General features: G+C 69.0%; 19 protein-coding genes. 16 read left to right on the top strand and 3 right to left on the bottom strand.

Going from position 1 to position 17,670, the window contains the following annotated elements; genetic code table 11:
- Nucleotides 1-33 precede the first annotated feature (33 nt).
- From AC0LPE_RS13885 to AC0LPE_RS13845, 9 genes are all read left to right on the top strand, one after another.
- Nucleotides 34-1,617, top strand: coding sequence for an anthranilate synthase component I (locus AC0LPE_RS13885; RefSeq protein ID WP_024101208.1), 1,584 nt, complete (start codon nt 34-36; stop codon nt 1,615-1,617).
- Entirely contained in the window at nt 1,614-2,279 is a 666-nt protein-coding gene (locus AC0LPE_RS13880; protein ID WP_490604683.1) for a TIGR02234 family membrane protein, read from the top strand. Before AC0LPE_RS13885 ends, AC0LPE_RS13880 begins: the two co-directional genes overlap by 4 nt.
- 91 nt (nt 2,280-2,370) lie before the next feature.
- Nucleotides 2,371-3,180, top strand: a complete 810-nt coding sequence (gene trpC, locus AC0LPE_RS13875) for an indole-3-glycerol phosphate synthase TrpC (RefSeq protein ID WP_490604682.1) — start codon at nt 2,371-2,373, stop codon at nt 3,178-3,180.
- Between the two features lie 112 nt (nt 3,181-3,292).
- Nucleotides 3,293-4,555, top strand: a complete 1,263-nt coding sequence (gene trpB / locus AC0LPE_RS13870) for a tryptophan synthase subunit beta (protein ID WP_160875910.1) — start codon at nt 3,293-3,295, stop codon at nt 4,553-4,555.
- Nucleotides 4,552-5,355 carry a tryptophan synthase subunit alpha gene (gene trpA, locus AC0LPE_RS13865; protein WP_160875858.1) on the top strand — a complete coding sequence of 268 codons (804 nt, stop codon included), beginning with the start codon at nt 4,552-4,554 and terminating at the stop codon, nt 5,353-5,355. Before trpB ends, trpA begins: the two co-directional genes overlap by 4 nt.
- A complete protein-coding gene (gene lgt, locus AC0LPE_RS13860; protein WP_229565016.1) occupies nt 5,352-6,419 on the top strand; it encodes a prolipoprotein diacylglyceryl transferase in 1,068 nt (355 codons plus the stop codon). Before trpA ends, lgt begins: the two co-directional genes overlap by 4 nt.
- Nucleotides 6,416-7,399 carry a TM2 domain-containing protein gene (locus AC0LPE_RS13855; protein ID WP_160875862.1) on the top strand — a complete coding sequence of 328 codons (984 nt, stop codon included), beginning with the start codon at nt 6,416-6,418 and terminating at the stop codon, nt 7,397-7,399. Before lgt ends, AC0LPE_RS13855 begins: the two co-directional genes overlap by 4 nt.
- A 91-nt stretch (nt 7,400-7,490) precedes the next feature.
- Complete coding sequence (gene pyk / locus AC0LPE_RS13850) at nt 7,491-8,912, top strand: pyruvate kinase (RefSeq protein ID WP_026061874.1); 1,422 nt, start codon at nt 7,491-7,493, stop codon at nt 8,910-8,912.
- Nucleotides 8,909-9,796: an acyl-CoA thioesterase II gene (locus AC0LPE_RS13845; RefSeq protein WP_490604681.1), complete on the top strand. Its 888-nt coding sequence runs from the start codon at nt 8,909-8,911 to the stop codon at nt 9,794-9,796. Before pyk ends, AC0LPE_RS13845 begins: the two co-directional genes overlap by 4 nt.
- On the opposite strand, the gene AC0LPE_RS13840 is transcribed toward AC0LPE_RS13845, so the two are convergent.
- Nucleotides 9,763-10,284, bottom strand: a complete 522-nt coding sequence (locus AC0LPE_RS13840) for a MarR family winged helix-turn-helix transcriptional regulator (RefSeq protein ID WP_059381024.1) — start codon at nt 10,282-10,284, stop codon at nt 9,763-9,765. The genes AC0LPE_RS13845 and AC0LPE_RS13840 overlap by 34 nt on opposite strands.
- Nucleotides 10,281-10,898, bottom strand: a complete 618-nt coding sequence (locus AC0LPE_RS13835) for a DJ-1/PfpI family protein (protein ID WP_189637403.1) — start codon at nt 10,896-10,898, stop codon at nt 10,281-10,283. The genes AC0LPE_RS13840 and AC0LPE_RS13835 overlap by 4 nt, the downstream gene beginning before the upstream one ends.
- A gap of 351 nt (nt 10,899-11,249) precedes the next feature.
- Between AC0LPE_RS13835 and AC0LPE_RS13830 the strand changes: the two genes are divergently transcribed.
- The 4 genes from AC0LPE_RS13830 (at nt 11,250) to AC0LPE_RS13815 (ending at nt 14,877) form a co-directional block, all read left to right on the top strand.
- Nucleotides 11,250-12,278 carry an isopenicillin N synthase family dioxygenase gene (locus AC0LPE_RS13830; protein WP_490604680.1) on the top strand — a complete coding sequence of 343 codons (1,029 nt, stop codon included), beginning with the start codon at nt 11,250-11,252 and terminating at the stop codon, nt 12,276-12,278.
- Nucleotides 12,279-12,339: 61 nt separating this feature from the next.
- Complete coding sequence (locus tag AC0LPE_RS13825; protein WP_016696051.1) at nt 12,340-13,176, top strand: MetQ/NlpA family ABC transporter substrate-binding protein; 837 nt, start codon at nt 12,340-12,342, stop codon at nt 13,174-13,176.
- Nucleotides 13,176-14,195, top strand: a complete 1,020-nt coding sequence (locus AC0LPE_RS13820) for a methionine ABC transporter ATP-binding protein (RefSeq protein WP_490604679.1) — start codon at nt 13,176-13,178, stop codon at nt 14,193-14,195. Before AC0LPE_RS13825 ends, AC0LPE_RS13820 begins: the two co-directional genes overlap by 1 nt.
- Before the next feature lie 13 nt (nt 14,196-14,208).
- Nucleotides 14,209-14,877, top strand: coding sequence for a methionine ABC transporter permease (locus AC0LPE_RS13815; RefSeq protein WP_490604678.1), 669 nt, complete (start codon nt 14,209-14,211; stop codon nt 14,875-14,877).
- A 37-nt stretch (nt 14,878-14,914) separates the two neighbouring features.
- Here the strand turns inward: AC0LPE_RS13815 and AC0LPE_RS13810 are convergent, their stop codons facing one another.
- Nucleotides 14,915-15,949 (bottom strand): ABC transporter substrate-binding protein, encoded by a 1,035-nt coding sequence (locus AC0LPE_RS13810; protein ID WP_160875872.1) that lies wholly within the window; start codon nt 15,947-15,949, stop codon nt 14,915-14,917.
- Nucleotides 15,950-16,284: 335 nt separating this feature from the next.
- On the opposite strand from AC0LPE_RS13810, the gene AC0LPE_RS13805 reads away from it, so the two are divergent.
- From AC0LPE_RS13805 to AC0LPE_RS13795, 3 genes are all read left to right on the top strand, one after another.
- A complete protein-coding gene (locus AC0LPE_RS13805; protein WP_490604677.1) occupies nt 16,285-16,533 on the top strand; it encodes a hypothetical protein in 249 nt (82 codons plus the stop codon).
- Between the two features lie 80 nt (nt 16,534-16,613).
- Nucleotides 16,614-17,018, top strand: coding sequence for a hypothetical protein (locus AC0LPE_RS13800; RefSeq protein ID WP_490604676.1), 405 nt, complete (start codon nt 16,614-16,616; stop codon nt 17,016-17,018).
- Nucleotides 17,019-17,276: 258 nt separating this feature from the next.
- Complete coding sequence (locus AC0LPE_RS13795; RefSeq protein WP_016696057.1) at nt 17,277-17,636, top strand: NADH-quinone oxidoreductase subunit A; 360 nt, start codon at nt 17,277-17,279, stop codon at nt 17,634-17,636.
- Nucleotides 17,637-17,670 lie beyond the last annotated feature (34 nt).

Genomic DNA, 17,670 nt, shown 5'->3' with positions numbered 1-17,670 from the left:
GAGCCGGACGAGGTCCCTGGGATGATGGGGCGCATGTCCGGCGAGCCCACCACCATTCCCGCAGCCACCACCGACTCCTCGGGTGGCGGCCGTTCCGATTCGACGACCACCCGCGAGCAGTTCCGCCAGCTGGCCGCCGAGCACCGCGTGGTCCCGGTGACCCGCAAGGTGCTCGCGGACGCGGAGACCCCGTTGTCGGCCTACCGCAAGCTCGCGGCAGACCGCCCCGGAACCTTCCTGCTCGAGTCGGCGGAGAACGGCCGGTCGTGGTCGCGGTGGTCGTTCATCGGCGCCGGGAGCCCGGCCGCGCTGACCGTCGTCGACGGCGACGCCGCCTGGTACGGCAACGTCCCGGCCGGCGCGCCCACGGGTGGCAACCCCGTCGACGTCCTCGGCGAGACCCTCCAGTTGCTCCACACGGACCGCATCCACGGACTGCCGCCTCTCACCAGCGGCATGGTCGGCTATCTCGGCTACGACGTCGTCCGTCATCTCGAGAAGCTGCCGACGCTCGCCGAGGACGATCTGCAGATCCCCGAGATGGTGATGCTGCTGGCGACCGACCTCGCGGCCGTCGACCACCACGAGGGCATGATCTGGCTCATCGCCAACGCCGTGAACTGGGACGGCTCCGACGAACGCGTCGACGAGGCCTACGACGACGCCGTCGCCCGCCTCGATCGGATGACCGCGGCGCTCGCCGCGCCCGCACCGGCCACCGTCGCGACCTATTCGCGGCCCGAACCCGACTACCGCCGTCAACGCACCACCGAGTCGTTCTGCACGGACGTCCGCAAACTGATCGGTGACATCGAGGCCGGTGAGGCCTTCCAGGTGGTGCTCTCGCAGCGCTTCGAGATCGACTGCGATGCAGAGCCGATCGACGTCTACCGGATGCTCCGCGCGTCCAACCCCAGCCCGTACATGTTCCTGCTCCACATCCCCGGCCCGGACGGCGAGACGGCCTTCTCGATCGTCGGGTCGAGCCCGGAGGCGCTCGTGACGGTCTCGGACGGGGTGGCCACCACCCATCCCATCGCCGGGACCCGGTGGCGCGGCGCGAACGAGGAGGAGGACATCCTGCTCGAGAAGGACCTCGTCCACGACGAGAAGGAGAACGCCGAGCACCTCATGCTCGTCGATCTCGGCCGCAACGATCTCGGCCGGGTGTGCACGCCGGGCACCGTCGAGGTGCACGACTACCGCCACATCGAGCGGTACAGCCACGTGATGCACCTCGTCTCCACGGTCACCGGGCGACTCGCGGAGGGCAAGCACGCCCTCGACGCCGTCACGGCGTGTTTCCCCGCCGGGACCCTGTCGGGGGCGCCGAAGGTGCGCGCGATGGAACTGATCGAGGAACTCGAACCCACCCGCCGCGGCATCTACGGCGGCATCGTCGGTTATCTCGATTTCGCGGGCGACGCCGACACCGCCATCGCGATCCGTTCCGCTCTCGTCAAGGACGGCGTCGCCTACGTACAGGCGGGCGCCGGCATCGTCGCCGACTCCGATCCGGAGGCCGAGGACACCGAGGCCCGCAACAAGGCCATGTCCGCCCTCGCCGCCGTGGCCGCCGCATCCACCCTCACCACCTACGGCGGTGACGCACGGTGACCGCGGAGACGCCGGACGCCGCCCCCACCACCGGGCGCCGGCGCCGGCCGACCGTCATCGCCGCCCTGCTGCTCGGGGTCGGCGCGGCCCTGCTGTGGGCGTCGAGCCGGATGACATGGGTCACCGCGGTCTCGTCCGACGGACTCGGGATCGACCGCGTCGACGACCTCGAGGGTGGCCGCTGGGCGGCGGCACTGACCCCGCTCGCTCTCGTGCTGCTCGCGGCGGTCGCCGCCGTCTTCGCGGTGCGCGGACTCGCGCTGCGACTCGTCTCGCTCGTGGTCGCGGCCGTCGCCGTCGCCGCCGCGATCCCCGCCGTCCGGTTGCTCACCGGTGACGCGGACCCCGAGACCGCGGCCGTCGCCGCCGCGCTGCCCGACCGCGCGACCGTGACCGCCGTCGAGACCTATCCGCTGCCGGCCGTCCTTGCGATCGTCGGCGCCGTCGCGGCCCTCGCCGCGGCGGTGACGCTGTGGCGCACCCCGCGCGAGGCGGCCGGATTGTCGTCGAAGTACGACGCCCCGGCAGCACGTCGCGAGGCGGCCGCCCGGCGCGCCGAGAACGACGAACCCCTGTCCGAACGCGGTCTGTGGGACGCACTGGACGCAGGTGAGGATCCCACGGACGACGGTGGCGAGGGTGATACAGGCACCCGCCGGTGACCGCTGTAAACCACTTCACTACTCTTCTAGACAGATCCGATGAGCTTGATCACATCGGGATTGAGCAGGGTGGGAAAGGACTCGAGCCACGATGACAGTTCTCGATTCGATTCTCGAAGGAGTGCGAGCAGACGTCGCCGCCCGTGAGGCGGCCCTCGATCTCGCCTCCGTCAAGGCTGTCGCCGCAGCCGCGCCCCCACCGATCGACGCCAAGGCCGCGCTGCGCGAACCGGGCATCGCGGTCATCGCCGAAGTGAAGCGTGCCAGCCCCTCGAAGGGTGCTCTCGCCGACATCGCCGATCCCGCCGAGCTCGCTGCAGCGTACGAGTCCGGAGGCGCTCGCGCCATCAGCGTTCTCACCGAGGAACGCCGATTCCACGGCAGCCTCGCCGACCTCGACGCCGTCCGTCGCGCCGTCCGTATTCCCGTGCTGCGCAAGGACTTCGTGGTCGGTCCCTACCAGATCCACGAGGCGCGGGCACACGGCGCCGACATCGTGCTCCTCATCGTCGCGGCCCTCAAACAGACCGTGCTGACTGCGCTGATCGACCGCGTCGAGTCGCTCGGCATGACTGCACTGGTCGAGGCGCACACCGAGGAGGAGGCCGACCGCGCCCTCGAGGCCGGCGCCACCGTCATCGGGATCAACGCCCGCAACCTCAAGACCCTCGAGGTCGACAAGACGACGTTCTCGCGCATCGCGCCGGGCCTGCCCAGCAACGTGCTCAAGATCGCCGAGTCGGGTGTTCGCGGCCCGGCCGATCTGCTCGCGTACGCGGGCGCGGGCGCCGACGCGGTGCTCGTCGGAGAGGGACTGGTGACCAGTGGGGATCCGCGCCAGGCAGTCGCCGAACTGGTGACGGTGGGCACGCATCCGTCGTGCCCCAAGCCCGCACGCTGACCGTCCCGGCCGGTCCGGACCCCCACGTGATCCGCGTCGCGTGGTGGGGCAGACTGGACGCGTGACTGCAGACGATTCCGCACTTTCCGCCAAGGGCCGAGGGCTTCCCTCGATGAGCGAAGCCCTCGCCACTCCGACCGCGCACGAACCCGACGTCCGCGGCCATTTCGGAGTCTTCGGTGGCCGCTATGTGCCCGAGGCGCTCATGGCGGTGATCGAGGAGGTCACCGCTGCCTACGAGAAGGAACGCGTCGATCCCGGCTTCCTGGCCGAACTCGACCGCCTGCAGCGCGACTACACCGGCCGCCCGTCCCCGGTCTACGAGGCCACCCGCCTGAGCGAACACGCCGGCGGAGCGCGCATCTTCCTCAAGCGCGAGGATCTCAACCACACCGGCTCGCACAAGATCAACAACGTGCTCGGGCAGGTGCTGCTCGCCAAGCGCATGGGCAAGACCCGCGTGATCGCCGAGACCGGCGCCGGCCAGCACGGCGTCGCCACCGCCACCGCATGCGCGCTGCTCGGTCTCGAATGCCGCGTCTACATGGGTGAGGTCGACACCGAACGGCAGGCCCTCAACGTCGCGCGCATGCGTCTGCTCGGCTCCGAGGTCATCGCCGCCAAGACCGGCTCGCGCACCCTCAAGGACGCGATCAACGAAGCGATGCGCGACTGGGTCACCAACGCCGACAACACCTACTACTGCTTCGGCACCGCCGCCGGCCCGCACCCCTTCCCGGCGATGGTCCGCGACTTCCAGCGCATCATCGGCCTCGAGGCCCGCGCACAGATCCGCGAGCTCACCGGTCGCCTGCCCGACGCCGTCGTCGCCTGCGTCGGCGGTGGATCGAACGCGATCGGCATCTTCCACCCGTTCATCGACGACCCGTCGGTCAAGCTCGTCGGCTGCGAGGCCGGGGGAGACGGGGTGGAGACCGGACGGCACGCCGCCACCATCGGCGGCGGCACCCACGGTGCCCTGCACGGCGCGTTCTCGTACCTGCTGCAGAACGAGGACGGCCAGACCATCGAATCGCATTCGATCTCCGCCGGTCTCGACTATCCCGGCGTCGGCCCCGAACACGCCTGGCTCGCCGACACCGGCCGGGCCGAGTACCGCGCCGTCACCGACAGCGAGGCCATGGAGGCCTTCGCGTTGCTGTGCCGCACCGAGGGCATCATCCCCGCGATCGAGTCCGCCCACGCCGTCGCCGGTGCCGTCAAGCTCGGCCTCGAACTCGGAAAGGGCGCCATCGTCCTGGTCAACCTCTCCGGCCGCGGGGACAAGGACGTCGACACCGCCGCCAAGTGGTTCGGCTACCTGCCGACCGACGAGTCCGCAGACCAGACCGGCCCCGAAGGAGCAGCCCAGTGAGCGCCCCGCACGAACGCCTGACCGAGATCTTCGCGACCTGCCGCGCCGAGAACCGCGCCGCACTGGTCGGCTACCTGCCGGTCGGCTATCCCACCGTCGAGCGCTCCGTCGAGGCGATGAAGACCCTCGTCGAGGGCGGCTGCGATCTCATCGAGGTCGGCATCCCCTACAGCGACCCGGTCATGGACGGCACCACCATCCAGAACGCGGCGTTCGAGGCGATCGCCAACGGCGTCCGGGTCCGCGACGTCTTCCCGGCCGTCGAGGCGATCACCGCCGTCGGCGGCGCCGCGGTCGTGATGACCTACTGGAACCTCGTGCTCAAGTACGGCGTCGAGAACTTCGCGCGCGACCTCGCGGCCGCGGGCGGACTCGGCATCATCACGCCCGATCTCGTCCCGGACGAGGCGGAGGAATGGATCGCCGCGGCCGACAAGTACGGACTCGGCAGGATCTTCCTGGTCGCACCGTCGTCGACCAACGAGCGCCTCGCGACCACCCTCGACAAGTGCCGCGGCTTCGTCTACGCCACCTCGACCATGGGTGTCACCGGCGCCCGCGACAGCGTCGACAACCGCGCGCCGGAGATCGTCGCCCGGGTGCGCACGCACTCCGACATCCCGGTCGGCGTCGGTCTCGGTGTGCGCAACGGCGCCCAGGCCGCGGAGATCGCGGGCTATGCCGACGGCGTGATCGTCGGCTCGGCGCTGGTCTCCGCCGTCGCCGAAGGACACGACGCGTTGCTCGCACTGACTCGGGATCTCGCGAAGGGCGTTCGCTCCGCTAACGTGCACTCGTGACATCCACTGCGTCTGTTCTGGCCTATCTGCCGAGTCCGCCGCAGGGCGTCTGGTATCTCGGACCGTTCGCCCTCCGCGCCTACGCCCTGTGCATCATCGTCGGGATCGTCGTGGCGATCTGGTGGGGTGACCGCCGCTGGGTCGCGCGCGGCGGACAGGCCGGCACCGTCCTCGACATCGCCGTGTGGGCGGTGCCCTTCGGCCTGATCGGTGGGCGGCTCTACCACGTCGCCACCGACTGGCAGAAGTACTTCGGGGACGGCAACGACCCGGTCGACGCCCTGAAGATCTGGGAGGGCGGCCTCGGCATCTGGGGTGCGGTCGCCTTCGGTGCGCTCGGCGCGTGGATCGGCTGCCGCCGGCGGGGGATCCCGCTGCCGGCCTTCGGCGACGCGCTCGCTCCTGCGATCCTGCTGGCGCAGGCCATCGGACGCCTCGGCAACTGGTTCAACCAGGAACTCTACGGTCGCGAGACCACGGTGGCGTGGGGACTCGAGATCTACGAACGGCGCAACGACGCCGGGCAGGTCGCGCCCGGGCTGGTCGACGGGGTGTCCACCGGTGAGGTGGCCTTCGTCGTGCACCCGACCTTCCTCTACGAGCTGCTGTGGAATCTCCTCGTCGTGCTGCTGCTGGTGTTCGTCGACCGGAAGTTCACGATCGGCCACGGACGCCTGTTCGCCCTGTACGTCGCCGGATACTGCGCGGGCCGGTTCTGGATCGAGCTCATGCGCACCGACGCGGCGACCCAGATCGCCGGTATCCGGATCAACTCGTTCACCTCGGGCATCGTGTTCGTGCTCGCGGTCGCCTACTTCGTTCTCGCACGCAAGGGCCGTGAGGACCCGGCGTCGCTGAACCCGGCGGCTGCGGGCGCCGGAGCGGAGCCGGCCGCGCAGGACGAGGGCGGGGCGGCCGCAGGGAAGGCGGTACCCGCCTCGGAGTCGGCGGACGCCGAGTCGGGCAGCTCGGAGTCGGCCGCTGCCGAGTCGGGCAGCTCGTCATCCTCCGCCGGTAGAGTCGACGAAGCGACGTCCGGAGACAGCAAAGGGGATCACTCGTGACCACACAGGACCCGGGAACTTCGGGAGCATCCGATTCGGAGCCTGCCAAGCCGGAGCCCGACACGACGGAGCCTGCCAAGCCCGACCTGACCAAGCGGAGCGAGTCCGCCTCCGGTGCCGACACACCGGAGCGGTCCTCGGACAGTGAGCACACCCCGCCGCCCGATCTCGGACGCGCGTTCGACTACGACGCCACCGCGCAGGCATCGTTGTCCGCTCAACCGCCCACCCTCGACTCCCTCGGTGGTGCCACCGGCACTCCGGGACCGGGATGGGACACCTACTCGGGTGTGGGCAACGGACCGGGCTGGGGAACCACGCCCAGCTATCCGCCGCCGGCCGACCACGAGTCCGACTATCCGCCGCCGGGCGACTATCCCTACGGCGAGCATCAGGGCCGGCCCGAAAGCGGCACCGGACCGGTCTACGGGACACCCGATCCGCACTATCCGATCGGGTCCCCGCAGCAGGATCCGTCGCAGGGCCGCTACACCGGTCCGCAGGGATCGCACCAGGCACCGGGTTACGGTCCGCCGCCGCAGGGTGGGCAGGGTTACGGCCCACCGCCGCAGGCCGGGCAGGGTTACGGTCCGCCGCCGCAGGGCGGGCAGGGTTACGGCCCACCGCCGCAGGGCGGACAGGGTTACGGTCCGCCGCCCGGCTACGGGGTGATGCCCGCCTACGGTTACCCCGACCCGTCGAACCCGTACGGTCGCGACGCCGCGGCGCCCTTCGGACGCGATCCCTACACGGGCGAGCCGTACTCCGACAAGAGCAAGGTCACCGCGGGTGTGCTGGAGATCCTGCTCGGCGCCTTCGGTGCCGGACGCTTCTATCTCGACCAGCCGGGTACGGCGGTCGCGCAGATCGCCGTCACGTGGCTCACCTGCGGCATCGGGGGTATCTGGCCGCTGATCGACGGCATCCTCATGCTCACCGGCAAGGTCCGCGACAAGAACGGACGCCAGCTCCGCCCGTGACATCCCGACGACTCCGTCCCTTCGGCACCCCGGCGACACGCGCCGGGGTGCTGGGATGGAGGGTCGCAGGCGCGGAGGCTAGGCTCGAAGCGTGACCCGACGCACCAAGATCGTTTGCACTATGGGGCCGGCCACCGCCGACCCCGATGTCCTGCGGAATCTCGTCGACGCCGGAATGGACGTCGCCCGCCTGAATTTCAGCCACGGTGAACACGCCGACCACGAGGGCCACTACAACCGGGTCCGCGCTGCGTCGGAGGCCTCCGGGCACGCCGTAGGCATCCTCGCCGATCTCCAGGGGCCGAAGATCCGGCTCGGACGATTCGCCGAGGACCGCACCGTGTGGGAACACGGTGAAGTGGTCCGCATCACCGTCGACGACGTGGTCGGAGACCACGACCGCGTCTCGACCACCTACAAGGAACTCGCCCAGGACGCCGTCGCCGGCGACCGGTTGCTCGTCGACGACGGCAAGGTCGGTCTGGTCGTCGAGGCGGTCGAGGGCAACGACGTCGTCTGCCGCGTCATCGAGGGCGGGCCCGTCAGCAACAACAAGGGTGTCTCCCTGCCGGGGATGAACGTCTCCGTTCCGGCCATGTCGGAGAAGGACATCGAGGACCTCGAGTTCGCCCTGCGCCTCGGTGTCGACTTCATCGCCCTGTCGTTCGTGCGGTCGCCGGCCGACGTCGAACTCGTTCACGAGGTCATGGACCGCGTCGGGCGGCACGTGCCGGTGATCGCCAAGCTCGAGAAGCCCGAGGCCGTCGAGAATCTCGAGGCCGTGGTCCTCGCCTTCGACGCGGTCATGGTGGCGCGCGGCGACCTCGGCGTCGAACTTCCGCTCGAGGAAGTGCCGCTCGTGCAGAAGCGCGCGATCCAGATCGCACGCGAGAACGCCAAGCCCGTCATCGTCGCGACGCAGATGCTCGAATCGATGATCGAGAACTCGCGTCCCACCCGCGCCGAGGCCTCCGACGTGGCCAACGCCGTGCTCGACGGCGCCGACGCCGTGATGCTCTCGGGTGAGACCTCCGTCGGCAAGTTCCCCGTCGAAACGGTCCGCACGATGGCGCGCATCATCGCCGCCGTCGAGTCGGATTCGACGGAAGTGCCTGCGTTGACGCACGTTCCGCGCACCAAGCGCGGTGTCATCTCGTACGCCGCCCGCGACATCGGCGAGCGTCTCGACGCCAAGGCGCTCGTCGCGTTCACCCAGTCGGGTGACACCGTGCGACGACTCGCGCGGCTGCACACCCCGCTGCCGCTGCTCGCCTTCACGCCCGTCCCGCACATCCGCAACCAGCTGGCGCTGACGTGGGGCACCGAGACCTTCTCGGTCGAGCCGGTCGACACCACCGACCAGATGGTCGAGCAGGTCGACGCGGCGTTGCTGTCGCTGGGGAGGTACCAACGCGGCGACCTCGTGGTGATCGTCGCCGGAGCGCCTCCGGGACGCTCGGGTTCGACCAACCTCATCCACGTGCACCGGCTGGGCGAGAAAGACACCCGGTGACACTGTCGGACACAACGGATCTCGACGTTCTCCTCGGCCTCCTCGATCTGGAGCAGGTCGAGGAGAACGTCTTCCGTGGCGGCCATCCCGCGCAGGTCGGCAGCCGCACCTTCGGTGGCCAACTCGTCGCGCAGGCGCTCATCGCGGCCGGACGCACCGTTGGTGACCGTCCCGTGCACGCGATCAACGCGCACTTCATCCGGGGCGGCGACGTCAAGCGGCCCATCGACTACCACGTCGTCACCCACCGGGACGGCCGCGACTTCGCGAACCGGATGGTCACCGCCTGCCAGGACGGGCAGGAACTGTTCGTCATGCTCACCGCATTCCAGCGGTGGGGCCGGGGCCTCGAGCATTCGGTGACCGTCCCCGACGTCCCGCTGCCCGATGCGCTGCCGCCGATCGGGGAGCGGCTGCGCGGCTTCGAGGAACAACTGCCGCATTTCGTCGGAGCGCTCAAGCCGATCGACATGCGGTATGCGAACGACCCGGCCTGGATTCTCCGCGGGACCGGCGAGAAGCTCGGCCACAACCGGGTCTGGATGCGCGCGGACAGGCAACTCCCGGGCGACGACCCCCTTCTCCACGTCGCCACGCTGGCCTACGCGTCGGACACGACCGTGCTCGATTCGATCCTCACCACCCACGGTTTGTCGTGGGGACTCGATCGGATCGTCGCCGCGACCGTCAACCACTCGATCTGGTTCCACCGTCCACTCCGCTTCGACGAGTGGCATCTGTACGCCACGGAATCCCCGGTGGCGGCCGGTTCCCGTGGGATGGCGACGGGCCGCTACTTCACCATCGAGGGCGAACTCGTCGCGACCGTCGTGCAGGAAGGGCTCATCCGTCACTTCCCGCCGCGTCGCCCGTCGGGGAGCTGATCGGCCGACCGATCGAGGGCGGCCGACAACGCACGCATGCCCTCCACGATCCGCGCCAGTTCCTCGGCACCGGTCTCCTCGCACAGGGCTCGCGCGGCGTCGGCGTGGGCGGGGCCGATGGCCCGGATCGCGTCGCGGCCGGCAGGCGTCATCGCGACGAGTTTGGCGCGACGGTGCGCCGGATTGGGTCGGTACTCCGCCAGGCCCTTGTCGACGAGGAGATCGGCGATGCGCTGCACGCTCTGCCGGGTGATGCCCATCTCGCGGGCGATCGCGGACACCGGCAGTGGCTCGGGGGAGACCGCACCGAGGACCTGCCACCAGGCCGCGGTCAGGCCCACGGGACGCGCCAGGCTCTCGGCCAGCGCGAGGAACTGCCCGTTGAGGCGGAAGGCCGTCAGTGCGGCCGCGCTGAGCAGCTCGGCCGGGTGCTGCTCGGCGGCGTTCTGCTCACTCGCGTTCTGCCCCGCCGCGTACTGTTCCGTCACGACCCGGAGGCCATGAGGTCGTAGTAGCCGCGCGGGTCGCGCTCGCCGTAGAGGGCGTACCAGGCGTCGAGGACGCGCGGTTCGTACATGTCGAGCCGGGCGAAGATCGCGCGGGCGAAGTCGACCGGGGCGATGCCGCTCGCGGTGATGAGATCGCCGTCCGTGACCGCGGGTTCGTCCCGGTACAGATCGGCGCCACCGTATCCGACGCTCTGCAGGAATTCCCGAGCGTTGCTCGTGTGCGGCCGCTCGTCGAGCAGGCCGGCAGCCGCGAGCGCTCCGGTCGCGCCACAGATCGCGGCCACCGGAACGCCGGCGTCGAGGAATTGCCGGGTCTTGTCGACGAACGGGGTGTAGACGTCGGTCGGCCAGATGTCGTTGCCCGCGAGGATCAGCATCGCGCTGTCCTCCGGCGTGACGTCTGCGAGCACGGTGTCGGGAAGGATGCGGAGTCCGCCCTTGGTCGTGACCGGTTCCGTCGTGGCTCCGACGGTACGGACGCGGTACCGGCCGGGGTTGCGCTGCCATTCGGGATCCGCGATGTGTGGCGTGACGTATCCGATCTCCCAGTCCGCCAGGGTGTCGTACACGGCGACGTGAACTGTTTCGGTCATGACAATATGCTGACAAAAGGACAGCCTGCTGTCAATGGTGTCGCACTGCCGGTCGAGGGTGATTTGCCGGGTGGTCGAGGCGACGATTAGCCTTGATCAGGACCACGTCGTGGCGCCACTGTCGTCGAAGGTCGCACGCGACCTCCCCGGAGGAGAACATGGGCAACACTCACGCGCAGACTGTGAGCACACGCGCTCGAAGCGCCGTGGCTCCTGCGTGTTGTCGTTGCCGCTGATCACCCCTGTCGGGGCTGCTCGCACTGCTCTCACGATTCCCCTGAGTCCGCTGTGACCGACGATCCGGCGGTGACCGGGAATTCCTCGCATCCGATGCGGTTCGAAAGGCACATCATGTCCGATTCGACGGTATTGCCCGTCATCGATCTGTCCGATCTCGACGGCGACGACACCACACGCAACGCCCTGCTCGATCGCCTCCGGGAGGCCACCCACGAGATCGGGTTCTTCCATCTCGCCGGTCACGGGATCGACCCCGCGCTCGCCGACGAACTCGTCGCGGCGGCCCGCGAATTCTTCGCTCTCCCCGAGGCGGACAAGCTCGCGATCGAGAACATCCGCTCACCCCACTTCCGCGGCTACACCCGTGTCGGTGGCGAACGCACCCAGGGCTATGTCGACTGGCGCGAACAGCTCGACATCGGCCCGGAACGCGACGCCGTTGCCGGGATCGACCCCGATCGCCCCTGGGAGGTGCTGCACGGCCCCAATCTGTGGCCCGAGCAGGTCCCCCGACTGCGCGAGCTCGCCCTGCGCTGGATCGACGAGGCCGGTGACGTCGGACGCCGGCTGCTCGGCGCGTGGGCCGAATCCCTCGGTGCCCCCGCCGATCACTTCGAGGAGGCCTTCGCCGATCCCGATCCGCTGTTGAAGATCGCGCGGTATCCCGGGCACGACCGCTCGGTCACCGGTCAAGGGGTCGGCAGCCACAAGGACGTCGGCGCGCTGACGTTGCTGTATCCCGAGCCCGGGAGCACCGGCTTCCAGGTCGAACGCGACGGACGGTGGATCGACATCGACCCGCTCCCAGAACATTTCATCGTCAACATCGGCGAACTCCTCGAGGTCGCCACCGGCGGCTACCTCCAGGCGACCGTCCATCGCGTGCTGCCGCCGCCGGCGGGCACCGACCGCGTGTCGCTACCCTTCTTCCTCAATCCCGGTCTCGACCGCGAACTCCCGCCGGTGGAGCTGCCCGCGGATCTCGCCGCGGCCGCCCGCGGCGTGGGCCCCGACGCCCACGGCGGCACGCTGCACGCCGTCTACGGCCTCAACGCACTCAAGTCCCGCCTGCGGGCACACCCGAACGTGGCGGAGCGTTTTCACGCGGATCTCCTCGCCCGCTTCGCCGCACACCGATAATCGATCTGTCCGTCCCCGCATTTCCGAAGTCCCCGCATCTCCAACGGAAGGTATCCACCCGATGTCACTGCGTCGTATCGTCGTCGCGTCCGCCGCGCTCACCCTCGCTGCGGGCCTCGCGGCCTGCTCGTCGTCCGAAGGGGACGACACCACCCTCCGGATCTCGGCGTCGTCCACCCCGCACGTCGAGATCCTCGACCAGATCGTGAGCACCGGGGCGCTGGGCGACTACGAACTCGACATCGTCGAGATCACCGGTGAGGTCGATCCCAACGAACTGCTCGAGGCCGGCGACGTCGACGCGAACTTCTTCCAGCACGAGCCCTACCTGACGGACTGGCAGAAGCAGAAGGGTGTCGACGACCTCGTCGCCGTCGCCGACGTGCACCTCGAGCCCATCGGCCTCTACTCGAACAAGATCGCCTCGCTCGACGAGCTGAAGGACGGCGACACCGTCGCCGTGCCGCGCGACACCACCAACTACGCCCGCGCGCTGTACCTGCTCGAATCGGCCGGTCTGCTCGAGATGGACGTGCCCTTCGAGGAGGCCGACCTGTCGGTGGTCACCGAATCGAACATCACCGCCAACCCGAAGAACCTGAACCTCGTCGGCATCGAGCGTCCGCAGCTCGCCCGTCAGCTCGACGACGCGCAGATCACCGCCGCCGTGATCAACTCCAACTACGCGCTCGAAGCCGGCCTGAACCCGGCCGAGGACGCCATCGTCACCGAAGAGGTCGAGGACAACCCCTTCTCCAACCTGCTCGTCGTGCGGGCCGAGAACGAGAACGACCCGGCCGTGACCGCGCTGGCCGAGGCCCTCGAGTCGCCCGAGACGGCTGCCTGGATCGAGGAGACCTACTCCGGCGCCGTGCTGCCGGTCCACCCGACGAACTGATGATCGTCGTCGAGAACCTCGTCAAGACCTTCCCCGGAGCCGGGGGCTCCGGGGCGGTCGCGGCGCTGCGGGGGGTGTCGCTCGAGATCCCGGACGGCGAGATCTACGGCATCGTGGGCCCGTCCGGATCCGGCAAGTCCACGCTGCTGCGCTGCCTGAACCTGCTCGAGCGGCCCACCTCGGGACGGATCCTGCTCGGCAAGGACGATCTGTCGACCCTGTCCGGCGGGGACCTGCGTGCGGCCCGTCGCAGGATCGGGACGGTCTTCCAGCAGTTCAACCTGCTGCACTCGCGCACCGTGATCCGGAACGTCGAGTTCCCCCTCGAAGTGGCCGGGATCGGCAAGGAACAGCGCCGCAAGCGGGCGCTCGAGCTGCTCGATCTCGTCGGCCTGGCCGGCAAGGGGGAGAGCTATCCCTCGCAGCTGTCCGGTGGTCAGCAGCAGCGCGTGGGCATCGCCCGCGCACTCGCCGCCGAACCCGAGGTGCTGCTGTGCGACGAGGCCACGAGCGCCCTGGACCCGGACACCACCGATCAGGTCCTCGATCTCGTCGCCGAGGTGAACAGACGACTGGGTGTCACGGTCGTGGTGATCACCCACGAACTCGGCGTGCTGCGCCGGATCTGCACCTCGGCCGCCCGGCTCGACGCCGGACAGGTGGTCGAGACGGGCCGGATCGTCGATCTCGTCGCCGATCCCGAGTCGGCGCTCGGGCACGCACTCGTCCCTGTCGGCACCGATCCGTCGACGGGTTCGGGTGCCGACACGGCTCTGGTCACCGCGATCGGTGATGCCGCGCACGGACCGTGGCTCGCGGAGATGATCCGTGCGATCGACGCCGACATCGCTGTGGTCGGCGGCCGGGTCGAACAGGTCGGCAGCGTCACCGTGGGACGGATGCGCCTGCGGTTCACGGCGGGCACCGATCGGGCACTCATCGAGGGCTTCGTGGCCGAACGCCCGTATCTGAGCCTGGCGTGGGGAACGGAAACCGAACTGGAGGGACTCACGGAATGACGGTGCAGGCGCGATGAACAAACTGCAGTGGTACGACGCCTTCCCGGAGGTGTGGGAAGCCACCCTCGAGACGCTCTACATGGTTGCGGTGTCCTTCGTGCTCACCGTCGTCGGTGGTGTGCTGGTCGGGATCGTGTTGCAGTTGACGTCACCGTCTGGGCTGTGGCCCCGCCGGACGCTCAACACCGTCCTCGGCGTGATCGTCAACCTGTTCCGCTCGCTTCCCTTCCTCATCCTGCTGATCGCGCTGATCGGATTCACCCGCTTCATCGTGGGCACCGCGATCGGGCCGACCGCGGCGATCGTGCCGCTGACCATCGGTGCCATCCCGTTCTTCGGCCGCATCGTCGAATCCGCTCTGCGGGAGGTGCCCCGAGGCCGGGTCGAGGCGGCCCAGGCGATGGGGGCCACCAACGCGCAGATCGTGCGCAAGGTGCTGTTGCCCGAAGCACTGTCCCCGCTGATCGCCGGTGCCACCCTCACCCTCGTGCTGCTGATGGGCTATTCGGCCATGGCCGGTGTCATCGGTGGCGGCGGTCTCGGCGACTTCGCGATCGTCTACGGCTACCAGCGGTTCAACACGCCGGTGCTGTTGCTCGCGGTGGTCGTGCTCATCGTGATGGTGCAGATCATGCAGTCGATCGGTGATCTCATGGTCCGCAGGCTCGCGCACCGGCGGTGACGCCCCACAAGCCGGGCGCACCACCGGTGCGTCCGGCTCAGCGGTCGAGCTTCGCGATCGCCTCGTCGACGAGCGGGACGTAGCGGTCGATCGACCACGGCACCGTGAGCGGATTGATCATCGACGATCCCGTGACGAACGGCTGTTCCTCCGGCGCGACGAGCGAGCCGCGCGCGATCGCCGGAATCTGCTGGTAGACCGGCTGCGATTCGATCTCCGCGCGGTTCGCCGGGTCGGAATAGAACGTGAAGACCAGATCCGAGTCCTTCAGCAGTCCGGCGTTCTCGAGGCCGATGACCGCCGAATCGGTGCCCTCGGTCTCCTCCAGAGTCCCGGCGACCGGATCGACTGTCAGCCCGAGTCCGCGGACCATCGCCACGCGCTGCTCGTCGGGCATGAAGACACCCAGCGTGCCGGGCCCGGTGTTGTAGATGTAGGAGAACGTCACGCCGGCGTACTCGGGGTGTGCGGCCGCGGTGCGTTCGAAGGTGTCCTCGATCCCGGTGATCAGATCCAGCGACTCATCGTGTTTGCCGAGCGCGGTGCCGATGGTCTCGATCTGGTCCTGCCAGGTGATCGTCCACGGCAGTTCGGGGTAGCCGACGGTCGGGGCGATCGCCGACAGCAGCTCGTACTGTTCCTGCGTGATCCCCGACCACGGCGCGAGGATGACGTCCGGGGCGAGGCGGGCGATCGCCTCGACGTCCACCTCGGTACCGCCGGTGAACTGCTCGGGCAGCGGCTCGCCGCGTTCGGTCAGCTCCTCGTGGATCCAGGGCAGGTATCCCGTTTCGTCGCTGCCCCAGGGATATTCCTCCATCCCCACCGGGGTGACACCGAGAGCGATCGCCGTCTCGGCCGAGCCCATCCCGAGCGTGACGACCCTCTCGGGCTGCGCGTCGATCTCGGCGGTGCCCAGTGCGTGCTCGATCGCGACGGGTTCGAAGTCGCCTGTCGCAGAGCCGTTCGCGTCGTCGCCACTGCCGGACGAGCACGCGGTGAGCGCGACGGCGGCGGCGACGAGTACGACTACCGCGCGCGGCCCGCGGCGGCGCGGGGATCGGAATTTCATGAGTACCTCTCGCTGATCGGGGCCATGTCGAGAGGTGAGCCTAACCTTCTGGCCGGACCGCGGGTTACCGACAGATTTCCGGGCGGTCCACGACTTCGTGATGTCCCACAAACAGATCGCGAGACGGATGTAACATTTGATAGTATTCTGTTACCGAAACCGCTCACGGCCCGAGCGGGAGAGGGGACGGCCGCACTCGGCCACCGCGGGGGTTCGCTCATCACCGACGATTCGTCGACCGGGAACGATGAGTGGATGCGGGGGTACGGGATGCGTCGTTCCGGGGAGGAACGGAGATGCTCATGGTTGCATCCACGGACAAGAGGTCCGATTCGATGCCACGCTCGAATCGGCGGATTCTCGCGATCATCGCGCTCACGGGAATGCTCACGACCGGATTCCTGGCTGCGGTGTTCACCGGGTCGTATCTGATCGGTGCCGCATTCGCCATGCTCACCGGCGCATGCATCGTGCTGGCGCACCTGATGATCGCGCCCGCCTCGATCATTCACGACGACGAGACGGAGACGGCCACCCGTCCCGAGATCCGAGAGCGGTGGCATCCCCTCGGTAGTGGATCCTGAACTCGTCCCGGCCCGCCGATGTCGCGGCGCCGCCGCGACACGCGGGTTCCCCGGACGGGCGGGTGTGCTCGGTTAGCATCTTGCCCGTGACCGACTCGCTGCGCATCCTCGTCTACAGCGACGATGCGACCGTGCGGCAACAGGTTCGTGATGCCCTCGGTACCCGCCTGCACCCGGACCTGCCTCCACTCGACTACGTCGAGGTCGCGACACCGCCGGTCGTTGTCGAACGCATGCACGTCGGCGACATCGCTCTCGCGGTGCTCGACGGTGAATCCGCTCCGGCCGGTGGCATGGGAATCGCGAAGCAACTCGAGGACGAACTCGACTCGTGCCCGCCGATCATCGTGTTGATCGCCCGGGCCGACGACGAGTGGCTCGCCCGCTGGTCGGGCGCGGAGGTGGCGCTGCGCCATCCCGTCGACCCGATCAGGCTCGGCCGGCAGGTGCTCGCTCTGCTCACCCCTTGCTCCCGCCCCTCCTGACCCTTCCGGCGCGCGACCGCCCGGCCGCGAACTCGTATGCGGGGCCGGAGAATCTACTCTCCTTCCGGTTGTGGAGCAGTCCGACACGCCGCCCCGAATCGAGGGCGTGAAATCGCGACAAGTCCGACGCGAACAGCACTAGTGTGTGCCGTAACTCACAACCCGGAGCCGGGGTGGAACCGCCCGGCGCACGGCGGGGGTGGGTTCGCGGGCACGAGCAGACCCGCGGCCGGATTCGCGCGAGCAACCGGAGGTCGCATGAACGCTTACGTACCGATCCTGGTACTCGGTGGCATCGCGCTCGCCTTCGCGATCTTCTCCGTCGCGGTGGCGAGCCTCGCGGGCCCGAGCCGGTACAACCGCGCCAAGCTCGATGCGTACGAGTGCGGTATCGACCCCACCCCCCAGCCGGTGGGAGGTGGCCGCTTCCCGGTGAAGTACTACCTCACCGCGATGCTGTTCATCATCTTCGACATCGAGATCGTCTTCCTGTACCCGTGGGCGGTCCATTTCGACGCGCTCGGCGTCTTCGGTCTGGCGGCGATGGCGCTGTTCATGTTCAACGTCTTCGTCGCCTACGCCTACGAGTGGAAACGAGGAGGCCTGACATGGGACTGACGACCCGCATGTACGACGGGATGTCCTGGATGCG

It is taken from the genome of Rhodococcus sp. S3, assembly GCF_058211795.1.
The sequence above is the reverse complement of the archived record's forward strand: the minus strand, read 5'-3'. Positions and strand labels throughout refer to the sequence as shown.